The organism is Lysobacter rhizosphaerae, from assembly GCF_054779795.1.
The window spans coordinates 258400-278887 of record NZ_BAAGXO010000003.1 but is presented as its reverse complement, the minus strand read 5'-3'; the positions used below and the strand labels follow the sequence as shown (position 1 = coordinate 278887).

The 20488-nt window shown below is 65.7% G+C and carries 19 protein-coding genes; 3 read left to right on the top strand and 16 right to left on the bottom strand.

Translation table 11 applies throughout. The annotated features are described in order from the left end of the window. Window positions 1–41: 41 nt before the first annotated feature. On the bottom strand, window positions 42–1052 hold the full coding sequence (gene ahr / locus ACYVGE_RS06225; RefSeq protein WP_460728081.1) for an NADPH-dependent aldehyde reductase Ahr: 1011 nt from the start codon (window positions 1050–1052) through the stop codon (window positions 42–44). Window positions 1053–1140: 88 nt separating this feature from the next. Further along, complete coding sequence (locus ACYVGE_RS06220) at window positions 1141–2151, bottom strand: methyltransferase (protein WP_460728079.1); 1011 nt, start codon at window positions 2149–2151, stop codon at window positions 1141–1143. Between the two features lie 168 nt (window positions 2152–2319). On the opposite strand from ACYVGE_RS06220, the gene ACYVGE_RS06215 reads away from it, so the two are divergent. Continuing rightward, window positions 2320–2748 carry an EF-hand domain-containing protein gene (locus ACYVGE_RS06215; protein WP_460728077.1) on the top strand — a complete coding sequence of 143 codons (429 nt, stop codon included), beginning with the start codon at window positions 2320–2322 and terminating at the stop codon, window positions 2746–2748. Window positions 2749–2827: 79 nt separating this feature from the next. On the opposite strand, the gene ACYVGE_RS06210 is transcribed toward ACYVGE_RS06215, so the two are convergent. Then, window positions 2828–3316, bottom strand: coding sequence for a redoxin family protein (locus tag ACYVGE_RS06210; RefSeq protein ID WP_460728074.1), 489 nt, complete (start codon window positions 3314–3316; stop codon window positions 2828–2830). Between the two features lie 169 nt (window positions 3317–3485). Here ACYVGE_RS06210 and ACYVGE_RS06205 point away from each other — a divergent pair, with 169 nt between their 5' ends. Further along, window positions 3486–4391 (top strand): DnaJ C-terminal domain-containing protein, encoded by a 906-nt coding sequence (locus ACYVGE_RS06205; protein WP_460728072.1) that lies wholly within the window; start codon window positions 3486–3488, stop codon window positions 4389–4391. A 50-nt stretch (window positions 4392–4441) separates the two neighbouring features. Here the strand turns inward: ACYVGE_RS06205 and pilH are convergent, their stop codons facing one another. The 12 genes from pilH to purB form a co-directional block, all read right to left on the bottom strand. Next, window positions 4442–4807 carry a twitching motility response regulator PilH gene (gene pilH, locus ACYVGE_RS06200; RefSeq protein WP_310052862.1) on the bottom strand — a complete coding sequence of 122 codons (366 nt, stop codon included), beginning with the start codon at window positions 4805–4807 and terminating at the stop codon, window positions 4442–4444. Window positions 4808–4874: 67 nt separating this feature from the next. Further along, window positions 4875–5867: a YhdH/YhfP family quinone oxidoreductase gene (locus tag ACYVGE_RS06195; RefSeq protein ID WP_460728070.1), complete on the bottom strand. Its 993-nt coding sequence runs from the start codon at window positions 5865–5867 to the stop codon at window positions 4875–4877. A gap of 81 nt (window positions 5868–5948) precedes the next feature. After that, window positions 5949–6239, bottom strand: coding sequence for a GIY-YIG nuclease family protein (locus tag ACYVGE_RS06190; protein ID WP_460728068.1), 291 nt, complete (start codon window positions 6237–6239; stop codon window positions 5949–5951). A gap of 84 nt (window positions 6240–6323) precedes the next feature. Continuing rightward, window positions 6324–6917, bottom strand: a complete 594-nt coding sequence (locus tag ACYVGE_RS06185; RefSeq protein ID WP_460728066.1) for an LOG family protein — start codon at window positions 6915–6917, stop codon at window positions 6324–6326. 10 nt (window positions 6918–6927) lie between these two features. Continuing rightward, window positions 6928–7785, bottom strand: coding sequence for a class I SAM-dependent methyltransferase (locus ACYVGE_RS06180; protein ID WP_460728064.1), 858 nt, complete (start codon window positions 7783–7785; stop codon window positions 6928–6930). Between the two features lie 93 nt (window positions 7786–7878). Beyond that, entirely contained in the window at window positions 7879–9306 is a 1428-nt protein-coding gene (gene lpdA / locus ACYVGE_RS06175) for a dihydrolipoyl dehydrogenase (protein WP_460728062.1), read from the bottom strand. Window positions 9307–9394: 88 nt separating this feature from the next. Next, window positions 9395–10627 carry a dihydrolipoyllysine-residue succinyltransferase gene (gene sucB / locus ACYVGE_RS06170; RefSeq protein ID WP_460728060.1) on the bottom strand — a complete coding sequence of 411 codons (1233 nt, stop codon included), beginning with the start codon at window positions 10625–10627 and terminating at the stop codon, window positions 9395–9397. 65 nt (window positions 10628–10692) lie between these two features. Further along, the gene (locus ACYVGE_RS06165) at window positions 10693–13524 is read right to left on the bottom strand and encodes a 2-oxoglutarate dehydrogenase E1 component (RefSeq protein ID WP_460728432.1); all 2832 of its coding nucleotides are present in this window, start codon (window positions 13522–13524) and stop codon (window positions 10693–10695) included. A gap of 382 nt (window positions 13525–13906) precedes the next feature. After that, window positions 13907–14824: a GNAT family N-acetyltransferase gene (locus ACYVGE_RS06160; protein ID WP_460728058.1), complete on the bottom strand. Its 918-nt coding sequence runs from the start codon at window positions 14822–14824 to the stop codon at window positions 13907–13909. Beyond that, on the bottom strand, window positions 14821–16065 hold the full coding sequence (locus ACYVGE_RS06155) for a JmjC domain-containing protein (RefSeq protein WP_460728055.1): 1245 nt from the start codon (window positions 16063–16065) through the stop codon (window positions 14821–14823). The genes ACYVGE_RS06160 and ACYVGE_RS06155 overlap by 4 nt, the downstream gene beginning before the upstream one ends. Window positions 16066–16091: 26 nt before the next feature. Continuing rightward, window positions 16092–16493 carry a VOC family protein gene (locus ACYVGE_RS06150; protein WP_460728053.1) on the bottom strand — a complete coding sequence of 134 codons (402 nt, stop codon included), beginning with the start codon at window positions 16491–16493 and terminating at the stop codon, window positions 16092–16094. An 85-nt stretch (window positions 16494–16578) separates the two neighbouring features. Continuing rightward, entirely contained in the window at window positions 16579–17949 is a 1371-nt protein-coding gene (gene purB, locus ACYVGE_RS06145) for an adenylosuccinate lyase (protein WP_460728051.1), read from the bottom strand. A 156-nt stretch (window positions 17950–18105) separates the two neighbouring features. Here purB and ACYVGE_RS06140 point away from each other — a divergent pair, with 156 nt between their 5' ends. After that, window positions 18106–19524 carry a class II fumarate hydratase gene (locus tag ACYVGE_RS06140; protein WP_460728049.1) on the top strand — a complete coding sequence of 473 codons (1419 nt, stop codon included), beginning with the start codon at window positions 18106–18108 and terminating at the stop codon, window positions 19522–19524. A gap of 64 nt (window positions 19525–19588) precedes the next feature. Here the strand turns inward: ACYVGE_RS06140 and ACYVGE_RS06135 are convergent, their stop codons facing one another. Beyond that, window positions 19589–20365 carry a YggN family protein gene (locus ACYVGE_RS06135; protein ID WP_460728047.1) on the bottom strand — a complete coding sequence of 259 codons (777 nt, stop codon included), beginning with the start codon at window positions 20363–20365 and terminating at the stop codon, window positions 19589–19591. Window positions 20366–20488 lie beyond the last annotated feature (123 nt).

Sequence of the window (20488 nt, the reverse complement as noted above, 5' to 3'; positions counted from 1 at the left end):
GTTCCGCGTCCGCGATCTGCACCGCAGTTCCCGCTCCGTCCTCAGCCGGCATCCAGCACGATCCGATAACGGGCCTTGCCTGCGCGCAGGTGATCCATGGCGTCGTTGACCTTGCTCATCGGGAAGTGTTCCGTCTGCGGCGCGATCCGATGGCGAGCGGCGAAGGCGAGCATCGCGTCGATGCTGCCGCGTGAGCCGGTCGGCGAGCCGGACACGCTCTTCTGTCCCGAGATCAGGCTGAAGGCGGGGATCGGGATCGGCTCGAGGGCGGCGCCGACCACGTGCAGGCGGCCGCCGGGCGCGAGCGCGGCGAGCAGCGCGTTCCAGTCGAGCGTCACGTTGACGGTGTCGAGGATGAGGTCGAACGTCCCGGCCAAGGCCTTGATCGCCGCCGTGTCGCGACTGGAAACCACGCGGTGTGCGCCGAATGCGCGTGCTTCTTCCTCCTTGCTGGCGCTGGAGGTAAAGGCGGTGACCTCGCAGCCCCAGGCATGGCAGAACTTGAGCGCCATGTGTCCCAGTCCGCCGATGCCAATGACACCGACGCGATCGGTCGGACGGATGCCGTGCAGTTCGAGCGGGGAGTACACGGTGATGCCGCCGCACAGCAACGGACCACTGTCCGCCGCGGACAGCGCATCGGGTAGCGGCACGGCCCACACCCAGTGGCAACGCACGCGATCGGCGAACGCGCCATGGCGTCCGGTGATCGTGCCCTGGACCTGCGCGCACAGGTGCTGGCGGCCCGCGATGCATTGCTCGCAGTGCAGGCAGCTGTGCGCATTCCAGCCGATGCCTACGCGCTGGCCGACCGATAACCCCAGTGCCTGGGGCCCGCGTGCCACCACCCGGCCGATGCCTTCATGGCCCGGCACGAACGGATACACGGTCATGCCCCATTCGTTGTCGAGCATCGACAGGTCGGAATGGCAGATGCCGCAGTGTTCGATCGCGATTTCGACCTGCTCGTCGCCGAGCGGGCCGGGATCGTATTCAAAGGGTTCGAGGCGGGCACCGGCCGCATGCGCGGCCCATGCATGGATCGTGGACATGGCGGGTTCCTGATGCTGGAGGCGGGGGAATTCTGCGAAGCAGTGCGCTAGCGATGCGTGATAGTTCCGGGGGCGCAGGACATGCCCGCTACTTGATGCCAATCACCATCGAATCCGGGCCAAGCAGGTGCTCCACGCGTGCCTCGCGAAAGCCCGCTTCGCGCATCCAGCCAACACAGTCAGCGCCGGTGTAATCGAAACCGCCAGGCGTCTCGATCAGCATGTTCAGGCTCATCAGCAAGCCGAATGCGTTCTCGCGGCGGTCATCATCGATCAGCGCCTCGTAGACGATCAGCGCGCCGCCCGGCGCGAGCGAATCGTGTGCCTTGGCGAGCAGGCGACGTTTTTCGTCGAGATCCCAGTCGTGCAGGATGTGTCCCATGATGAGCACGTCCGCGCCGGGCAAGGGGTCGTTGAAGAAATCGCCCGGATGGAAGCGCAACCGGTCGCTCAGTCCATTCGCCGCGACGTACTGCTCGAATATCGGACGCACCTGCGGCAGGTCGAAGCCGCCACCGGAAAGGTGTTTGTGCGCCAGTGCAAGCTGCACGGGCACCGCGCCCTGCGCACAGCCCACGTCGATGAACGTCCGGTACTCGTGCCACGGGAATTTCTGCGCGATGGCCATCGCCGAGCCTAGGCTGATGCCGCTCATCGCCTTGAGGAAGTCCTCCAGCCGGCCGGGGTCCGCATAGAGTGCGGCGAAGAAGTTCTCTCCCTTCTTGCCTTCGTTCTGTGGCTCGCCGGTCTGCAGCGCCTGCGTGAGCGATCCCCAGAACGGATACAGCCGTTTGTTGCACATCTCGAGTATTCCGCCAACGTAGGAGGGCTTGTTGCGGTCGAGAAAGAGTTCGGCGTTGGCGGTGTTCGAGTAGCGATCGCCGATCCGTTCGAGCATGCGCAACGCCACCAGCGCATCGAAGAAGTCCCGCGCGCTGCGCGGGTGGAGGCCGAGTCGCTGCGCCAACGCCTTGCCGTCGAGCGGTGCCTTGGAGAGTTCGGTGAAGACGCCCAGTTCGATTGCGCTCAGCAGGGTCTTGGAGCCCCAGAATCCGAATCCGAGTTGGAGGATCGAAGCGGGGGAGGGCACTTCATTCATGGGCGTGCTCCGATGCGGACTGCAATGGAAGGGGGCGGGAGGGCACGTATTGACGCATCTTTCATCGGCCATCTTTGCCCGCCCACCCGAACGGGTGAGGTCGTCATGTCCGTTCTGCCCAACCGGCGGCGTTGGATCAGGCAGGCCCTCCGCGCCCGGGAACCCGCCATGTCCGCCCTTTGCCGCTACTCCGTCCTGCTGCTCGTCTGCGGCTCCGTTCCGGCAGGCGTCTGCGTCGCCCAGGTCCTTGCTTCCACCGCAACCGCCTCCTTCGAGGCGCTCGATACCAACAAGAACGGCCTGGTGGACAAGTCCGAATACCTCAGTTCCGCCTTGTTCGCGAAGCTGGACAGCAACCACAACTACAAGATCACCGCGGACGAACTGGAAGCGGTCCTTGGGCCGCAGCGGGATGGCGCCCCGTCCGCGGACGATCGGATCCGGCAAGTGGATCTCAACGAGAACGGCGAAATCAGCGACGAGGAACTTCGCCGCGCCGCCGAGGCAAGGTTCCAGCAGCTCGATCGCAACAGCGACGGCAACCTGGACCTGGCCGAATTGAAGTCGGGCTTCGGGGTTCCCTACGTACGGCCGTAGCGCGGTTGGACCAGGACCGGTCGCCAAGGGCGGAGGCAGCCCAGGCCGGCGACCGTGCCCGTCGATCCGACGTTGGAAATCAGACCGGTTCCGCCAGCTCCCCGAGCATGTATTCCGCCGACGACACCTTGAACTCGCCAGGCGATTCCACGAACAGCTTCTTCACCACACCGTCCTCGGCGTACAGCGCGAAACGGCGCGAGCGCATGCCCATGCCGTACCCGCTGGCGTCGAGTTCGAGCCCCAACGCGCGGGTGAGGTCGGCGTTGCCATCGGCCAGCATCAACAAGCCTTCGGGCACGTGCTGGCTCTGTCCCCAGGCCTGCATCACGAATGGATCGTTGACGGACATGCACAGCACGTCGATGCCGCGTGCATTGAACTGGTCGAAATGCTGCACGAAGCCGGGAAGGTGCCGCTCCGAGCAGGTCGGCGTGAACGCACCCGGGACGGCGAACAGCACCACTTTCTTGCCGTCGAACAACGTCGGCGTATCGACGACTTCGACGCCGTTGCGGATACGCTGCAGGTTAACTTCGGGGATGCGATCGCCTACCTGGATAGCCATGCGGGGAACTCGAGAGTGGTCATGCTCCAGTCTAGGCCGCGGACAGGAAAAAAGCGTCAATGGCCGCGCCCGGCCTCCATGCGCGCGAGGCATGACAACGGATTCCGCCGCCATCGGCTAACCTTTTCACTGGAGCCCCGCCGCGGGCCAAGTGCCGGAAAGGCTCGACATGCAATTCAAGGACTACTACGAAATCCTCGGCGTTGAGCCCGGTGCCGGCGACGCGGAGATCAAGAGCGCCTACCGCCGGCTCGCGCGCAAGTACCATCCCGACGTCAGCAAGGAAGCCGGCGCCGAGGACAAGTTCAAGGGCGTCAACGAGGCCTATGAGGCGCTGCGCGATCCGCAGAAGCGCGCGGCCTATGACCAGCTGCGGGCACGCGGCTATCGACCAGGCGACGACGTGCAACCACCACCGGGCGGTTTTGGCGGGGGCCACGGCGGCGTGGATTTCGATGAGATATTCGCGGGTGGCGGGGCCGGTGGTGGCTTCAGCGACTTCTTCGAACAACTGTTCGGCCGCGGGCGCGCGGGCGGGTTCGGCGGTGGCCCGGCGCCACAGCCGCGCGGGGACACGCGGGCCAAGCTCGCGGTATCGCTCGAATCGGTCTACGAAGGCAGCAGCGCGCGCATTGGCGTGGGTAACCGCACGCTGGACGTCCGCATCCCGAAAGGCATCAAGCCAGGCCAGGTGATCCGCCTTGCCGGGCAGGGCAACCCTGGGCGCGATGGCTCGCGCGGCGACCTGCTGCTGGAAATCGAATATGCGGCGCATCCCCAGTTCGAAGTCGATGGGCGCAACATCATCTACGTACTGCCCGTGGCTCCCTGGGAAGCGGCGCTGGGGGCGACGATCAGCGTGGCCACGCTGGGTGGTCCGGTCGACCTGAAGATTCCGCAGCAGTCCGAAAGCGGCCGCAAGCTGCGGCTGCGCGGCCGCGGTCTGCCAGGCACGCCGCCAGGCGACCAGATCGTGGAGCTGGAAATCCTGGCGCCCAAGGTGCACACACCCGAACAGCGCGCGGCCTACGAGGCGATGCGGGATGCGTTCGCCGACGACTGGCGTCGCGCGTAGGGCTGGTTCCCTGGCATGAAAAAGGCGGGCCTCGGCCCGCCTTTTCCCGCTTACTTGTTCATCACCTGGACGATCATGTCGGCGAGATCGCTCTCGCTGAAAGGCTTGGTGATGTAGGCCTTTGCGCCCTGGCGCATGCCCCATACGCGGTCGGTGTCCTGGTCCTTCGTGGTTACCAGGATGACCGGGATGTGCTGCGTCGCCGGGTTCTTGCTGATCGAACGCGTGGCCTGGAACCCGTTGAGGTTCGGCATCACCACGTCCATCAGCACCAGGTCGGGCAGTTCGCGCGTGCACACTTCCACGCCCGCGGCGCCGTCTTCGGCCGTGAGCGCCTCGTGGCCGAGTTTCTCGACGATGCGGCGGATGCCCATCAGCTGCGAGGGCGAGTCGTCGACGATCAGGATGCGGGCCATCAGGTTTTCCCCATGAACATGAACCGATTGTAGCCCGGCCGTATGACGCTGCAAGCCGCACAAGCTGTTATAGGGCGACCAGCGTGCGGCCGAACGATCCGCCTGTGAGCATGGTCGCAAACACTCCGGGCAGTTGCGCCAGCGTGATTTCGCGCGTGCAGATGCGGTCCAGGTGACGCGGCTTCCAGTCGCTGGCGAGGTGTTGCCAGACTGCTTCGCGGATATCGCGCGCGGTACCGGCGGAGGCCACGCCGACCAGCGACACGCCGCGGATGATGAACGGCATCACCGTGGTCGGCAGTTCGGCACTCGCGGCGAGGCCGGCGCTGGCGACATTGCCATAGGGTGCGGTCTGCGCCAGCAGGCTGGCGAGCATGTTGCCGCCGACGTTGTCCAGGCCGCCGCCGAAGCGCGCCGAATCCATCGGGCGCGTGCTGCCGAGCGCATCCCGGCCCAATACCTCGCTGGCACCGATCTCCTTGAGATAGTCCGCGTGATCGGGTTTGCCACTCACGGCATGCACTTCAAAGCCGGCGCGACTGAAGATGTCCACCGCCAGCGAGCCCACGCCACCGGTGGCACCGGTGACGGCCAGAGGACCCAGTTCCGGCGTCTGCCGGTTGTCCTTCATGCGGTACAACGCCAGCGCGGCGGTGAAGCCGGCGGTGCCCAGGATCATGCTCTCGCGCAGGCTCAAGCCATCGGGCAAGGGGATGACCCACTTCGACTCGAGGCGAGCGTATTCCGCGTAACCGCCGTCGCGCGTCTCGCTCAGGCCGCAACCGGTGACCAGCACCGCGTCGCCTTCCTTGAACCCGGGGTCGCTCGATGCGACCACATGTCCTGCGACATCGATGCCACCCACCAGCGGAAACCGGCGCAGGATCTTTCCCTGGCCGGTGCCGGCGAGGGCGTCCTTGAAGTTGACCGAGGAGAACGCTGTCTTGATGACGACCTCACCGGCAGCGAGCTGGTCGAGCGAGACCTGTTCGATGCCGCTGCGGTAGCCATGGTCGTCGTTGTGGATGCGGAAGGCGTTGAAAGTGGTGGGTGTGGACATTTGTTTTTGCTCGTCATCCCGGCGCAAGCCGGGATCCAGTGCCTTTGATTGTGTCGCAACCGGCATCCGGATCGGTGTGTATCAGCCGAGAATTTCCGGATACAGGTCACGCCATTCTGGATTTGAAGTCTCAATCAGTTTCAACTTACAGGTGCGCTTCCACTCCTTGAGCGCCTTCTCACGTTCGATCGCGGACGCCATCGTCGGATGCTGCTCGTACCAGACCAGAGTATGGACGCCGTACTTACTGGTGAAACCCTCCACGGCGTCGGTCTTGTGTTCGTAAACGCGCTTGATGAGGTCCGAGGTTACTCCGATGTACAGAGTTCCATTCCTTTGACTTGCGAGAATGTAGGCGCACGGATCCTTCATTGATTCGTCCTTGAATGAAGCAGCGGCAAAGCAACGGCGAAAGCACTGGATCCCGGCTTGCGCCGGGATGACGAGCGAAAAGCCTCAGCGCAGGTCCTTGCGCCGCTTCTCGTCCATCCACTTGTTCGCATCCGCCGGACGGTAGGCGCGCATCCAGTCGAGCAGCGCCTCGATGTCGTCGCCATGCCACAGATCGCGGCGCTGGTCGGCGTGGAGGAAGCGTTCCTCGACCATGCGATCCAGCATCGCGAGCAACGGCGTGTAGAAGCCGTCCACGTCGAGGAAGGCGCAGGGCTTGTCGCCGATTCCCAGCTGGCGCCAGGTCAGCATTTCGAACATTTCGTCCAGCGTGCCGAAACCGCCGGGCAGGGCGACGAAGCCGTCGGAGAGGTCGAACATGCGTGCCTTGCGCTCGTGCATGTTGGCGACGACCTCGAGCCGTGTAACGCCCTTGTGCGCGACCTCCCATTCGACCAGCTGCTCTGGAATCACACCGATCACCTCGCCGCCGGCTTCGAGGACCGCATCGGCGACGATGCCCATCAGGCCGACGTTGCCACCGCCGTAGACGAGCGCCAGGCGTTCTTTCGCGAGGCGATTGCCGAGGGCGATGGCGCGTTCGGCATAGATGGGCTTGTTGCCGGCATTGGAGCCGCAATAGACGCAGACGGAACGCATGTGTGGCAGCTCAGTTGGCTTCGAGCAGGATGATGCCGGAAAAACGATTCATTGCTTCCCGGCGTTTCTTCGGCTGCAGCCAGCGCAGGATTTTCCACATCCACATGTTGGGCATGGTGCGGTTCAGGCGCAGGGACTCGTCCCAATGGGAGCGATATTCGAGTTCGCGCCAGCCATAAGGGGCAAAAAATCCCGTGCTTTCGGCAGGGCCGAAACGGAAGGGGGCATTGCCTTGCTTGAGCAGCGGCTGCCACTGACGCTCCAGGTACTTCAGCAGCATCGGCGAGGCGAGGTCGGAGAGCCACCACCGGGCCTTGGCGACATCGTGCAGGTCGCGCGCCAGCTCGGCGACGTTTTCCGGTTCGAGGTAAACCAGCAGCCCTTCGGTGATGACCAGGACCGGGCCGTGTTGGGCCGCACGCGCGAACACGTCGCGCCGCGCGTCGGCTTCGCGCAGGTCGGCGGCAATGAATTCAAGCTCGCAGCGCGGCGTCTCGCCGGCCATGTGCGAACGGAAGTAGTCGACCATGTCGGGCAGGTCGACGTGCAGCCAGCGCAGGGTCGGCGGAAGATCGAGGCGATAGGGGCGGGCATCGAGCCCGGCGGCCAGGTTCAGCACCGTCGCCGCACCTTGCCGGACGCAGCGCAGGACGATCTCATCCATCACCGCGGTGCGCACGACCATCGGCCAGCTCATGACCTTGCCGCGCGGCATGGCATCGACGATCGCCTGGCCGCGCTCGCCGCCAAGGCGGCGCGCATAGGGATCACGGAAGATCGCATCGGGGCGCTCGCTTTCCATCGCGCGGTAGATCGCGACCCATAGCGCCGTGTCGGAGACGTTGCGGATCGGGTTTTCCGATGTCATGGGCGAACTCCGTGCGTGGGAGCAGGTGGCCGGAAAGCAGAACGGCGCGCCGAGGCGCGCCGTTCCAATTTACCGCAGTCGTCCGGATCCGGCTCAGTTGGCCTTGTGGATCGACCGCTTGTGTACGGCCATCGCTGCGTCGTGCACGGCTTCGGACATGCTCGGGTGAGCGTGGCAGATGCGGGCGAGGTCGTCGGCGGATCCCTTGAACTCCATCGTCAGCACGCCCTCGTGCACGAGCTCGGAGACGTTGGCGCCGACCAGGTGCATGCCGAGCACGGTGTCGGTTTCGGCGTGGGCCAGAACCTTCACGAAGCCCGCCGGTTCGGCCATGGCCACGGCGCGGCCGACGGCGGCGAACGGGAAGCTGCCGGCCTTGTAGGGGATGCCTTCGGCCTTGAGCTGCTCCTCGGTCTTGCCGACCCACGCGATTTCCGGCTCGGTGTAGATCACCCACGGGATCGTGTCGAGGTTGACGTGGCCAGGCAGGCCGGCGATCAGTTCCGCCACGGCGATGCCTTCCTCGAAACCCTTGTGCGCCAGCATCGGGCCGCGCACGCAGTCGCCCACGGCCCAGACGCCGTCGACGCCGGTGTGGCAGTGCTCGTCGACTTCGATCATGCCGCGCGCATCGACCTTCACGCCGGTGCCATCGGCCAGCAGGCCCTTGGTCGCGGCGCGACGGCCGACGGAAACCAGCAGCTTGTCGACGACGATGGTCTGTTCGCCCTTGTCGTCGGTGTAGGTGACATGGACGCCGTCTTTCTTCACCTCGGTCTTGGTGACCTTGGCGCCGAGGCGGATGTCGAGGTTCTGCTTCTTGAACTCGCGCGCGGACACCTTGGCCACTTCGGCATCGGCGGCGGCGAGGAAGTTCGGCAGCGCTTCGAGGATGGTGACCTGCGAGCCGAGGCGGTTCCACACGCTGCCCAGTTCCAGGCCGATGACGCCGGCGCCGATCACACCGAGGCGCTTGGGCACGGCTTCGAAATCGAGCGCGCCGATGTTGTCGACGATGTGCTCGCCGAACTTGGCGAACGGCAGTTCGATCGAATCCGAACCGGCGGCGATGACGACGTTGGTGCCCTTGAGCTCGATCTCGGTGCCGTCATGCTGCTTCACCTTGACGACGTTGCCCGGCTGCAGCTGGCCGAAGCCATAGAACGTGGTGACCTTGTTCGCCTTGAACAGCATCGCGATGCCGCCGGTGAACTGCTTAACGATCTTGTCCTTGCGGCCGATCATCGTCGGGACGTCGATCTTAGCGTCCTTGGTGCTGATGCCGTGCTCGCCGAAGATGTGGCCGAGGTTCCAGAACTGGCGCGAGCTGTCGAGCAGCGCCTTCGACGGAATGCAGCCCACGCGCAGGCAGGTGCCGCCCAGGGCGGGCTTGCCGTCCTTGCCGAGCGCGGCGTCGATGCAGGCGGTCTTAAGGCCGAGCTGCGCGGCGCGGATGGCCGCGTGATATCCGGCGGGGCCGGCGCCGATGACGACTACGTCGAAGTTCTGCTGTTCGCTCATTTTCTTCTCGCGGTTGTTCTTGGCTCCTTCCCCCGCACTGCGGGGGAAGGTTTGGCTGCCCTCCCCCGCTGGCGGGGGAGGGAGCGAATCACATGCCCAGCAGCATGCGGTGCGGGTTCTCGAGCTGGTTCTTGATGTCGACCAGGAAGAGGACCGCGTCCTTGCCGTCGATGATGCGGTGGTCGTACGACAGCGCGATGTACATCATCGGCGCGATCACGACCTGGCCGTTCTCGGCAATCGGGCGTTCCTTGATGGCATGCATGCCGAGGATGGCCGACTGCGGCGGGTTGACGATCGGCGTCGACATCAGCGAGCCGAACGTGCCGCCGTTGGTGATGGTGAAGGTGCCACCCTGCAGGTCGTCGAGGCCGAGCTTGCCGTCGCGCGCCTTCTTGGCGTATTCGGCGATCTGCGCTTCGATGTCGGCGAACGACATGCGTTCCACGTTGCGCACGACCGGGGTGACCAGGCCCTTGTCGGTCGACACCGCGATCGAGATGTCGGCGTAGCCGTGGTAGATGACGTCGTTGCCATCGACCGAGGCGTTGACGACCGGGTACTTCTGCAGCGCGTTGGCGGCGGCCTTGGCGAAGAAGCTCATGAAGCCCAGCTTGATGCCGTTGGCCTTCTCGAACTGCTCGCCCAGCTCCTTGCGCATGGCCATGACCTTGCCCAGGTTCACTTCGTTGAACGAGGTGAGCATGGCGATCGAGTTCTTCGACTGCATCAGGCGCTCGGCGATGCGGGCGCGCATGCGGGTCATCGGCACGCGCTCTTCCGGACGCGCGCCACCGCCCACGCCGGCGGTCTTGCCCGAGGCGTAGTTGACGATGTCTTCCTTGGTGACCATGCCGCGGCGGCCGGTGCCTTCAACCTGTCCGGCATCGACCCCGGCGGTGGCGGCGGCGAAGCGCGCACCTGGGGGCAGCTCGACCCCGGCGGCCTTGGCGGCGGCCGGAGCGGCGGCTGCGGCGGCCTTGGACATCACCGGCTGCGCCTCCGCAGTGGTGGCGGCCTTGTTCTTGGCGTCGTCGGACGCGGCCTTCGCGGTTTCCGCCTTCGGTGCTTCAGCAGCCGCCGCACCGGCCTCGACCACGCCGATCACCTGCTGGCTGTTGACCGTGGTGCCTTCGGCGAACTTGATTTCCTTGAGCACGCCGTCGACCGGCGAGGGCACTTCCAGCACGACCTTGTCGGTTTCCAGGTCGACCAGGTTCTCGTCGCGCTTGACCGCGTCACCGACCTTCTTGTGCCACGTGGCAATGGTGGCATCGGAGACGGATTCCGGCAGGACCGGGACTTTGATTTCGGTGCTCATGGATGAGTCCTTAAGAAGGGAATGCGTTTCGAACGAAGCAGGAATCTGTTGATCGGCAAGTCAGGTTATTCGGGGCCGTTCTCGCCACGCAGCGGGTTGACCAGGGCATCCGCGACCAGCGCCGTCTGTTCGATGACATGGTCGGCGAAATGGCCTGCTGCCGGCGACGGCGAGCGTGCGCGACCCGCGTAATGCAGCGACTGCTTCGCGGTGAGGCTCGCGACGAGGTGGTGGCGGATCTGGTACCACGCGCCCTGGTTCTGCGGCTCTTCCTGGCACCAGACGATATCCGTCGCCGCGCTGAAGCGCTTCAGCTCGGCCACCAGTTCGACGCGCGGGAACGGATACAGCTGTTCGACGCGGACGATGGCGACGTTGTCGAGCTTCTGCTTCTGTGCCTCTTCCAGCAGGTCGTAGTACACCTTGCCGCCACACACGACCACGCGCTTGACCTTCTTGGCGTCGGCGGTCTTGTCGGGGATGACGGTCTGGAAGCCGCCCTTCGACAGCTCGTCCATCGTCGACACCGCGAGCTTGTGGCGCAGCAGCGACTTCGGCGTCATCACCACCAGCGGCTTGCGCGTGGTCATGCGCATCTGCCGGCGGATCATGTGGTAGGCCTGCGCCGGGGTGGTCGGCGTGCAGACGATCATGTTCTCCAGCGCGCACAGCTGCAGGAAACGCTCCAGGCGCGCGGAACTGTGCTCCGGTCCCTGGCCCTCGTAACCGTGCGGCAGGAACAGGGCCAGGCCGCACAGGCGGCCCCACTTGGCCTCGCCCGAGGACAGGAACTGGTCGATCACCACCTGCGCGCCGTTGGCGAAGTCGCCGAACTGCGCTTCCCAGATGTCGAGCGTCATGGGATCGGCGGTGGAGTAGCCGTACTCGAACGCCATCACGGCTTCCTCGCTCAGCAGCGAGTCGATGATGGTGACGTCGGACGGGTTCTTGACCAGGCGACGCAGCGGCAGCACGTATTCATCCGTGGTCTGCTCGTGCAGGATCGCGTGGCGGTGGAAGAACGTGCCGCGGCCGCAATCCTGGCCGACCAGGCGCAGCTTGTAGCCTTCGTCGAGTAGCGTCGCGTAGGCGAGGTTCTCGGCGAAGCCCCAATCGCCCGGCTGTTCGCCGGCCGTCATCTTGCGGCGGTCTTCGTAGATCTTGGCGACGCGCGGATGCAGCTTCACTTCGGCCGGCACGTCGTTGATCGTTTCGGCAAGCTTCTTCAGCTTCTTGCCGTCGAACGTGGTGTCGACCTTGTCGCTGAGCTTGCCCTTCAGGTAGGGCGACCAGTCGATGGTGAACTCGTCCGCCTTGGTCGCGACCAGTTCGGTGGTCACCACGCCGTCGTCGAGCTTCTGGCGCAGCCCGTCGACCAGCGCCTGTGCGTCGGCTTCGGTGATGACGCCTTCGCTGACGAGCTTCGCGGCATACAGCTCACGCGGCGTCTTGTGCTTGCGGATGACCTGGTACATCAGCGGCTGGGTCGCGGCCGGCTCGTCGGCCTCGTTGTGGCCGTGGCGGCGGTAGCACACGAGGTCGATGACCACGTCGCGGCCGAAGCGGCTGCGGTAGTCGAGCGCGAGTTCGGCGCAGAACACGACGGCTTCGGGGTCGTCGCCGTTCACGTGCAGGATCGGCGCGTTGATCATCTTCGCGACGTCCGTGCAGTACAGCGTCGAGCGGGCATCCTGGCGGTCGCTGGTGGTGAAACCGACCTGGTTGTTGATGACCAGGTGGATCGTGCCGCCGACCTGGAAGCCGCGGGCCTGCGACATCTGGAACAGTTCCATCACCACGCCCTGGCCGGCGAATGCCGCGTCGCCGTGGATCAGGACCGGCACGACCTGTTGGCGGCCCTTGTCGCCGCGACGGGTCTGGCGCGAACGCACGGAACCGGCGACCACCGGGTCGACGATTTCCAGGTGCGAGGGATTGAAGGCCAGCGCCAGGTGCACCGGGCCACCGGGAGTGGCGATGTCGGCGCTGAAGCCCATGTGGTACTTCACGTCGCCCTGGTGGGCGAGGTCGTTGTGGACGTGCTCGAACTTGCCTTCGAATTCGTCGAACAACTGGCGCGGCGGCTTGCCAAGCGTATTGACCAGCACGTTGAGGCGGCCGCGGTGGGCCATGCCGATGATCACGTCCTTGGCACCCTGTTCGCCGGCGCGACGGATGGTGGTGTCCATCAGCGGGATCAGGGCGTCGCCACCTTCGAGCGAGAAACGCTTCTGGCCTACGTACTTGGTGCCGAGGTACCGCTCCAGGCCATCGGCGGCGGTGAGGCGCTCGAGGATGCGCTTCTTGTCTTCGGCAGTGCGGCCGAACTTGCCGCCCGCGGTCTCCATGCGCTCCTGCATCCAGCGACGCTGCTCGACGTCGGTGATGTGCATGAACTCGGCGCCGATCGGACCGGTGTAGGTGGCCTTGAGCAGGGCGACGAGGTCGCCGAGCTTCATGCGGTCCTTGCCGCCGACGCCAGCGGTGCTGAACTCCGCCGACAGGTCGCTCTCGGACAGGTGGTGGAAGCCGAGGTTGAGGTCCGGGGCTTCGGTCTTGGCCATCATGCCCAGCGGGTCGAGGTTCGCGGCAAGGTGGCCGCGCGACCGGTAGGCGGTGATCAGCTTGCCGACGCCGCGTTCACGCTCGTCGCCACCCCCGGTGGCCACCGCCAGCTTGCCAGCGGCGGCGAGCTTGCCGGCCATGGCGATCTGGTCGATGACGGCCGAGTGGGGCACATCACCGGCTTCGCGGCCCTTGAGGCCATCGAAATAGGTCTTCCATTTGGCCCCGACGCTGTCGGGGTCGACCAGGTACTGCTCGTACAGGTCTTCGATATAGGCGGCGTTGGCGCCGAGCTGCGACGACTGGGCAAACTGCTTGAGAAGACTGTCCACGATGATGTCGGGAAGATCCAAGTTGTAGGGCAAGCGGTTGATCCGGCGAGGATTTCAGGGGAACGCCGGTGCGTCGGGCTGCGGGGGACGCGAAAGGGTCAAAATTATAGCCGCAGCCAATGTCGCGCTGCATCAAGCAGTTATGGCATGAGTGCCGCGCGACCCGCGAAGGAGATGGGCGCACATGCCAGCGTTCCAAGGCCGGAAAGCCGCAACGACGCGCCTTTTACACGGAAAATGCCGCGGTAATGGGCGGCTCGGCCCCTTCGTATTTCTTCGTGCTGCTGTTCCTGGCTCCTTCCCCCGCGCAGCGGGGGAAGGTTGGGATGGGGGCATGGCCGCAGGTGCAGTCCGGGGTGGTCCGGAGTTTCGGGACGTGCTCTCAGATCCCCAGGGTGCGGTACTCGCTGCAAGGTCGGGCCCGCTCCCACACCGGCTCGAACACGTTCTGCAGTTGCTTCGCCCGCGCCGGCTGGTCGATGCGGGTCTCGCCCTCGGGCCGATGGCCCAGCGGACGGAAATACCACCCACCACGGTCATTGGCGATGAATGCCGCGGCATAGGCGCGATCCACCGGTTCCTCGATGACCCGCAACAGGAACGCGCTCGGCAGGCGCTGTGACAGGCCGATCAGGGGCGCATGCGCCGACTGCGGGGCGAGTGCGTCCTGGAGCAGGATGTGGGCGACGCCGCGCTGGGTGGCAAAACGGCGCAGCGCCGCGAGCACATCCGCCTGGTCGAGCAGACCGGGATCGAGTTCGCGGCTGTAGATCCACAGTTCGCGACGCGCGGTGCCGATGATGCCGAGCAGGGCGGCGATCGCGGCGTCATGCGTTTCCACGGCGTTGGTGGCATCGAGCAGGCGCCGCATCGACTGATGGTCGATGCCGGCTTCTACGAAGCGATCGCCGTAGGGCAGGAAGCCGTGGCGTGCATAGAAACCGTACGCCGATACCTGCGCATGCAGCGACAGGTCATGCCAGCCCAGCTTGCGCGCGGTATCGATCAACGCCAGCAGCAGGGCGTCGCCGACGCCGCGGCCGCGCCAATCCGGAAGCACGGCCATGCGCCCGATCCTGTGCTCGGGCGTCAGCCGGCCCGTACCGATAGGCTGGCCTTGGGCATCGCGGGCAAGGACGTGATGGCATAGCGGATCGAGTTCGTCCCACTCCAGCTCCCTTGGCACGCCCTGTTCCTGCACGAAGACGGCGTCGCGCACGGTGCGCAGGTGGGGCAGCGCGGCCTGGTAGTCGACGGCTTCGACGGTGAAAACCTGTTCTGGAGCGGTCACGACGCTCATTCCTCTTCCTCGCCCTCGACGGTCAGGCTGTAGTGGCCGGCCTGCAGCAATTCGTGGACGCGGTCGCGCCCCGCCTCGGAGAGCGCCGCATAGGTTGCGCCATCGATCCCCTTGGCATTGGCAACGGATTTCGCATCGCGCACCGGCAAGTCATGGTCCTGGCCGTTGACATAGAGCTTGGCCCCGCGCCCGGCCTTGCGCCATGCCATGCGCGAATAGGGATGCCGCACCAGCGCGGCGCCGTGCTGCAGGTCCCATTCGATCTCGATGCGCGAACGCCCGCTCTCTGGCGCCGCCATCACCTCGCCGGCGTTGCGGTACAGGGTGATGAAGCGGCCGAACCAGTCGCCCAGGCGATCGGGGTCGTTCATGCGCAGCATGTTCAGCGCCTCGATCGCGCGGCGCATCGCATCGTCGTCGATCAGGGCCGGATCGCTCGCCGGCGCAAGGTCGGGATCGCGAAAGCGCAGGCCGTCATCGGCATCGGCTGCCAGGGTGTCGACGAAATCGCCCAGCAGTTCGGCAGCGCTCGGCGCGCGCATCCCCACCGAGAAGGTCAGGCACGCGTCTTCGGCCACGCCGTGGTGCGGCACACCCGGCGGCAGGTACAGCATGTCGCCCGGACGCAGCAGCCACTCGTGCGTGGGATGGAACTCGCGCAGCAGTTTGAGTTCGACGTCGTTGCGAAACTCGGTCGAGGGGTTGTCGCCGGCGTCTACCTGCCAGCGCCGATGCCCCAGCGCCTGCAGCAGGAATACGTCGTACTGGTCCACGTGCGCACCGACCGAACCGCCGGGTGCCGCGAACGAGACCATGACGTCGTCGATGCGCCAGCGCGGCAGGAAGTCGAACGCGTCGAGCAATGCGGCGATGTCGCTGTCCCATTTGTCGACGTCCTGCACCAGCAAGGTCCAGTCGTGGTGCGGCATGTCGGGGAACATGCCTTCGTCGAAGGGGCCGTGGCGCAGCAACCAGGCGTCGCGTGCGCGATCGTGGGCGACGATGCGCGACAGGGTGCCTTCCTCGCAGGCCAGGCCGGCGAGGTCCTCGGGCTGGATAGGCGATTCGAAGCCGGGGAAGGCATTGCGTATCAGCAGCGGCTTCTTCTGCCAGTAGTCGCGCAGGAACTGCGCAGGTGGCATGCCGAGGGGCGGCTGGGCGGAGGCATCGACCTCGATCGGCAGCGCCTTGGATTGCCTGGCGCTGCTTCGTGTGGGGTGCTTGGATTTCTGTCGTGCCATGGTCTTCGCCGGTGGGGGGGACGAACTCAGTTCGTCGCGATTTCATCGTAGCCGCGGCCGCGGAACTCGATCAGGCACCAGCCATGGCCGTAGGGATCGCCGATCTGCACGATGCGTCCCCATACGGCGTCGCGCGTGGCGCCTTCCTGCACCGCGCCCGCGGCGATGGCGCGGACGAGCGCGAGGTCCAGGTCGTCGACGACGAAGTCGCAATGCACCGGCGACCAATGCCGCGCGTAGCTGCGTTGCGAATCGCCGGCTCCGACGCTGCCTTCCGGCTTGGCCAGCAGGTACAGCGGTACTTCCAGGCCCAGCAGTTCGAGGCCGTCGGAGCCGAAGCGCCGACCCGCGTGCAGGCCGAAGGCCGCGGTGTAGAAGGCTTCTGCGGTCGCTATCTCAGGGACATCGATGTTGAGCAGCAACTTCACGGCGGCGACCCTGCGGAGGCGAGGCCGCGGATTCTACTTCGTGGCGGGTTCGGGGCGTGTTGCGGCGGGGTTAGCCGCGTTGCACTCAGACGTCCCTGGCGAGGCGATCGGCCACGCCGATGTAGCTGCCTGGCGTCATGTCCAGCAGGCGCTTCTTGGCATCGGCCGGCAGGTCCAGGGATGCGATGAATTCCCGCATCGAGGCTTCGGTGATGCCCTGTCCGCGGGTCAGTGCCTTTAGTTGCTCGTACGGATTGGGCAGGCCATGGCGGCGCATTACCGTCTGCACGGCTTCGGCCAGCACTTCCCAGGCGGCATCGAGGTCGGCGGCAAGGCGCTCAGGATTGATGCTGAGCTTGTTCAGGCCGCGCTGCAGCGACTCGAAGCCGATCAGCATGTGGCCGAACGCGGTGCCCAGCGCGCGCAGCACGGTCGAATCGGTGAGGTCGCGCTGCCAGCGGCTGATCGGCAGCTTGGCGGAGAAGTGTTCGAACAAGGCGCTGGCGATGCCGAAGTTGCCTTCCGCGTTTTCGAAGTCGATCGGGTTGACCTTGTGCGGCATGGTCGAGCTGCCGACTTCGCCGGCCTTGACGGCCTGCTTGAAGTAACCCTGCGAGATGTAGCCCCAGATGTCGCGGCACAGGTCGATGGCGATGGTGTCGATCCGCTTGGACACGTCGCACAGCTCGGCGACGCCGTCGTGCGGCTCGATCTGGGTGGTGTAGGGCTGCCAGGTGAGGTCCAGCGATTCGACGAAGCGACGCGAGAAGGTGGTCCAGTCGAGATCGGGATACGCGGCGACGTGGGCGTTGTAGTTGCCCACCGCACCGTTGATCTTGCCCGGCATCGGCAGGCCGGCCAGCACTTCGCCCTGGCGCTGCAGGCGGGCGACGACGTTGGCCAGCTCCTTGCCAACGGTGGTCGGCGAGGCGGTCTGGCCGTGGGTGCGCGAGAGCATCGGCACCGCCGCGTGCTCGTGCGCCATCGCCCGCAGCTTCTCGATCAGCTGGTCGAGCCTGGGCAGCAGCACTTCCTGGCGCGCCTCGTTGAGCATCAGGGCGTAGCTGAGGTTGTTGATGTCCTCGCTGGTGCAGGCGAAGTGGACGAACTCCAGCGCCGGGCCGAGCTCGGCATCGCCCTTGAGCTTTTCCTTGATCAGGTATTCGACTGCCTTGACGTCGTGGTTGGTGGTGCGCTCGATTTCCTTCACCCGCGCCGCGTCGGCGACGCTGAGGTTGTCGGCCAGCGCACGCAGCCGCGCGGCCGCAGCTTCGGAAAACGGCGTCAACTCGGTGATGCCCGGCTCGTGGGCCAGCGCCAGCAGCCATTCCACTTCGACCTTCACGCGGGCCTTGATCAGGCCGAATTCGGAAAAGATCGGCCGCAGGGCATCGACCTTGCCGGCATAGCGGCCATCGAGCGGGGAGAGGGCGAGGAGCTGGGTTTCGACGGACATGGCGGCCGGGGCAGCGAAGGCAAACCGCAATTCTACAGACTTGGTCTACAGGCTTGGCCTACAGGCTTGGCCCGGCCGGCCGGTCCACGGCTCCGGGTGCGGCCGCTCCTTCCCGTGGAGCGTAAGCTGGCCATGGCCTCGAACAAGGAGAGCGGCATGGCGAAGAAGACCGTGGCAGGTGTCCGCCTGGAACACGACAGCATGGGTGAACTGCGCGTACCCGCCGACGCGTTGTGGGGGGCGCAGACCCAGCGTGCCGTGCAGAACTTTCCCGTATCCGGCGTCCCGATGCCGCGTGAATTCATCCGCGCGGTGGGCCTGATCAAGGCGGCTGCGGCCGAGGTCAACGGCGGCTTCGGCCTGCTGGGCAAGGGCGCGGCGACGGCGATCCGAGCCTCGGCACTGGAGGTGGCGGAGGGCAGGCATGACGCGCAGTTTCCGATCGACGTCTTCCAGACCGGCTCTGGCACGTCGAGCAACATGAATGCCAACGAGGTGATCGCGACGCTCGCTTCGCGCTCGGGCCGCGCCAAGGTCCACCCCAACGACCACGTCAACCTGGCGCAGAGTTCCAACGACGTCATCCCGACCGCGATCCGCGTTTCCGCACAACTGTCGGTGACGGAGCAGTTGCTGCCAGCGCTTCGTCACCTGCGCAAGACCATCGAGCGCCGGGCGAAGTCGCTGGGCAAGGTCACCAAGACCGGTCGCACCCACCTCATGGATGCGATGCCCCTCACTTTTGCGCAGGAGTTCGGGGCCTGGGCTGCGCAGCTCGCCTCCGCGGAGTCCCGTATCGACGATGCGCTCAAGCGGTTGCGAAGGCTGCCGATCGGCGGCACCGCGATCGGCACCGGTATCAACGCCGATCCACGTTTCGGTCGTGCGATGGCGCGCGCGCTGTCGTCGCTGGCGGGCACGAAGTTCGAATCGGCGCCGGACAAGTTCGAGGGCCTGGCTTCCCAGGACGACGCGGTCGAACTCTCGGGGCAATTGAGCGCGCTGGCGGTGGCATTGATGAAGATCGCCAACGACCTGCGCTGGATGAACTCCGGTCCGATCGCGGGCTTCGGTGAAATCGAATTGCCGGCGCTGCAGCCCGGGAGCTCGATCATGCCGGGCAAGGTCAATCCGGTGATTCCCGAATCGCTGACGATGGTGTGCGCCCAGGTGATGGGGCACAACACCGCCATCACCATTGCGGGGCAGAGCGGCAACTTCCAGCTCAACGTCATGCTGCCGCTGATTGCCTACGACCTGCTGGATTCGATCCGGCTGCTATCCAACTCGATGCGGCTGCTGGCCGATACCGCCATTGCCGGCCTGCGCGTGCGCGCGGACCACGTGCGCGAGGCGTTGGACCGCAATCCCATCCTGGTCACGGCGCTCAATCCGATCATCGGCTACGAGCAGGCCGCGGCGATCGCCAAGCAGGCCTACAAGGAAGGTCGTCCGGTCCTGGAAGTGGCGCTTGAGCGCAGCGGCCTGCCGGAAGCTCAATTGCGGAAGATGCTCGATGCCACCGCCTTGACGAAGGGGGGAATCCAGGACGGCGGAGCCGGAGGCGGCGGCTAGGCCACCGGAGAGCGTGGGCGATCCTGCGCCCACGCTTCGGCTCCACGTGTGTCAGTTCGGTGCGTCAGTTCGACTTCGTCGGCGCTTTCGTCGCCGCCTTCGTCTGCGTGTTCGCTTCGGTCGCGGCGGCCGCCGCGCGCTCGGCGGCGTTCATCGACGAATTGGCTTGCTGCTTCGATTCCTCGAAGCAATCCTCGATGTCTTCCTTCGTCATCGTCGCGTAGGGCTTGAACTCCGGGACGGCGGCGGCGACTTTCTGCTGCGACGCCATCATGTCCGGCAGGCGTCCGCACAGCTTGGCGGCCGCCATCTTGATCCCGGTGGCCTGGGCTTCGACGCTTTTCTCGATGTCCTGCTCCGACTTGCCGGAGAAGATGCCCTTGAAGGCTTCGCCCACGGCCTTGGCGGCAAGGTCGGCACCCTGCATGCCGATGTCCATCCCGCTTTCGGCGATGCCGATGATGTGCGCGCGGTATTCCATCAGGAGCGCGCGCTGTTCGGCATTGATGGCCACGGCCTTGCCCTCGATCAGCAAGTCGCCCTTGGGCGTGATCTCGGCTTTCGGGAGATTGTCGTTGTCATCGGTGGAAATGTTGACGCCGCTGTGGCCGTCGTGGCCGCCGCGGACGTGGACGCTGCCCACGCTGACGTTTTCGGTGGCGAGTTTTTCGCGGGCCTGGCGGATTTCCTTTTGCACGACGCGGCCCAGCGCGGTGTTCGCTTCGGGAGCGGGAGCCGATGCGGACGGCTCAGGCTTGGGAGGCGGGGTGTTGGTGTTGCTGCAGGCAACCAGCGGCATGCAGGAGAGCAGGGCGATGGCGATGATGTGGAGTGGTTTCATTTGGAAATCCTTTGGTCGAGCAGATTTCGAAGTTGGGCGCTGCTTAGTGGTGTCGATGCCATCCGTGGCCGGGCGTTCGTGACAGTGCGGCTCGCGCCTTATGTATTTGCTGCCATCCATGGC

Excerpts from the sequence above, each read along its gene's own strand:
- ahr (WP_460728081.1), bottom strand. The coding sequence starts at position 1,052 with ATGTCCACGATCCATGCATGGGCCGCGCATGCGGCCGGTGCCCGCCTC.
- ACYVGE_RS06220 (WP_460728079.1), bottom strand. The coding sequence starts at position 2,151 with ATGAATGAAGTGCCCTCCCCCGCTTCGATCCTCCAACTCGGATTCGGA.
- ACYVGE_RS06215 (WP_460728077.1), top strand. The coding sequence starts at position 2,320 with ATGTCCGCCCTTTGCCGCTACTCCGTCCTGCTGCTCGTCTGCGGCTCC.
- ACYVGE_RS06210 (WP_460728074.1), bottom strand. The coding sequence starts at position 3,316 with ATGGCTATCCAGGTAGGCGATCGCATCCCCGAAGTTAACCTGCAGCGT.
- ACYVGE_RS06205 (WP_460728072.1), top strand. The coding sequence starts at position 3,486 with ATGCAATTCAAGGACTACTACGAAATCCTCGGCGTTGAGCCCGGTGCC.
- pilH (WP_310052862.1), bottom strand. The coding sequence starts at position 4,807 with ATGGCCCGCATCCTGATCGTCGACGACTCGCCCTCGCAGCTGATGGGC.
- ACYVGE_RS06195 (WP_460728070.1), bottom strand. The coding sequence starts at position 5,867 with ATGTCCACACCCACCACTTTCAACGCCTTCCGCATCCACAACGACGAC.
- ACYVGE_RS06190 (WP_460728068.1), bottom strand. The coding sequence starts at position 6,239 with ATGAAGGATCCGTGCGCCTACATTCTCGCAAGTCAAAGGAATGGAACT.
- ACYVGE_RS06185 (WP_460728066.1), bottom strand. The coding sequence starts at position 6,917 with ATGCGTTCCGTCTGCGTCTATTGCGGCTCCAATGCCGGCAACAAGCCC.
- ACYVGE_RS06180 (WP_460728064.1), bottom strand. The coding sequence starts at position 7,785 with ATGACATCGGAAAACCCGATCCGCAACGTCTCCGACACGGCGCTATGG.
- lpdA (WP_460728062.1), bottom strand. The coding sequence starts at position 9,306 with ATGAGCGAACAGCAGAACTTCGACGTAGTCGTCATCGGCGCCGGCCCC.
- sucB (WP_460728060.1), bottom strand. The coding sequence starts at position 10,627 with ATGAGCACCGAAATCAAAGTCCCGGTCCTGCCGGAATCCGTCTCCGAT.
- ACYVGE_RS06160 (WP_460728058.1), bottom strand. The coding sequence starts at position 14,824 with ATGAGCGTCGTGACCGCTCCAGAACAGGTTTTCACCGTCGAAGCCGTC.
- ACYVGE_RS06155 (WP_460728055.1), bottom strand. The coding sequence starts at position 16,065 with ATGGCACGACAGAAATCCAAGCACCCCACACGAAGCAGCGCCAGGCAA.
- purB (WP_460728051.1), bottom strand. The coding sequence starts at position 17,949 with ATGTCCGTCGAAACCCAGCTCCTCGCCCTCTCCCCGCTCGATGGCCGC.
- ACYVGE_RS06140 (WP_460728049.1), top strand. The coding sequence starts at position 18,106 with ATGGCGAAGAAGACCGTGGCAGGTGTCCGCCTGGAACACGACAGCATG.
- ACYVGE_RS06135 (WP_460728047.1), bottom strand. The coding sequence starts at position 20,365 with ATGAAACCACTCCACATCATCGCCATCGCCCTGCTCTCCTGCATGCCG.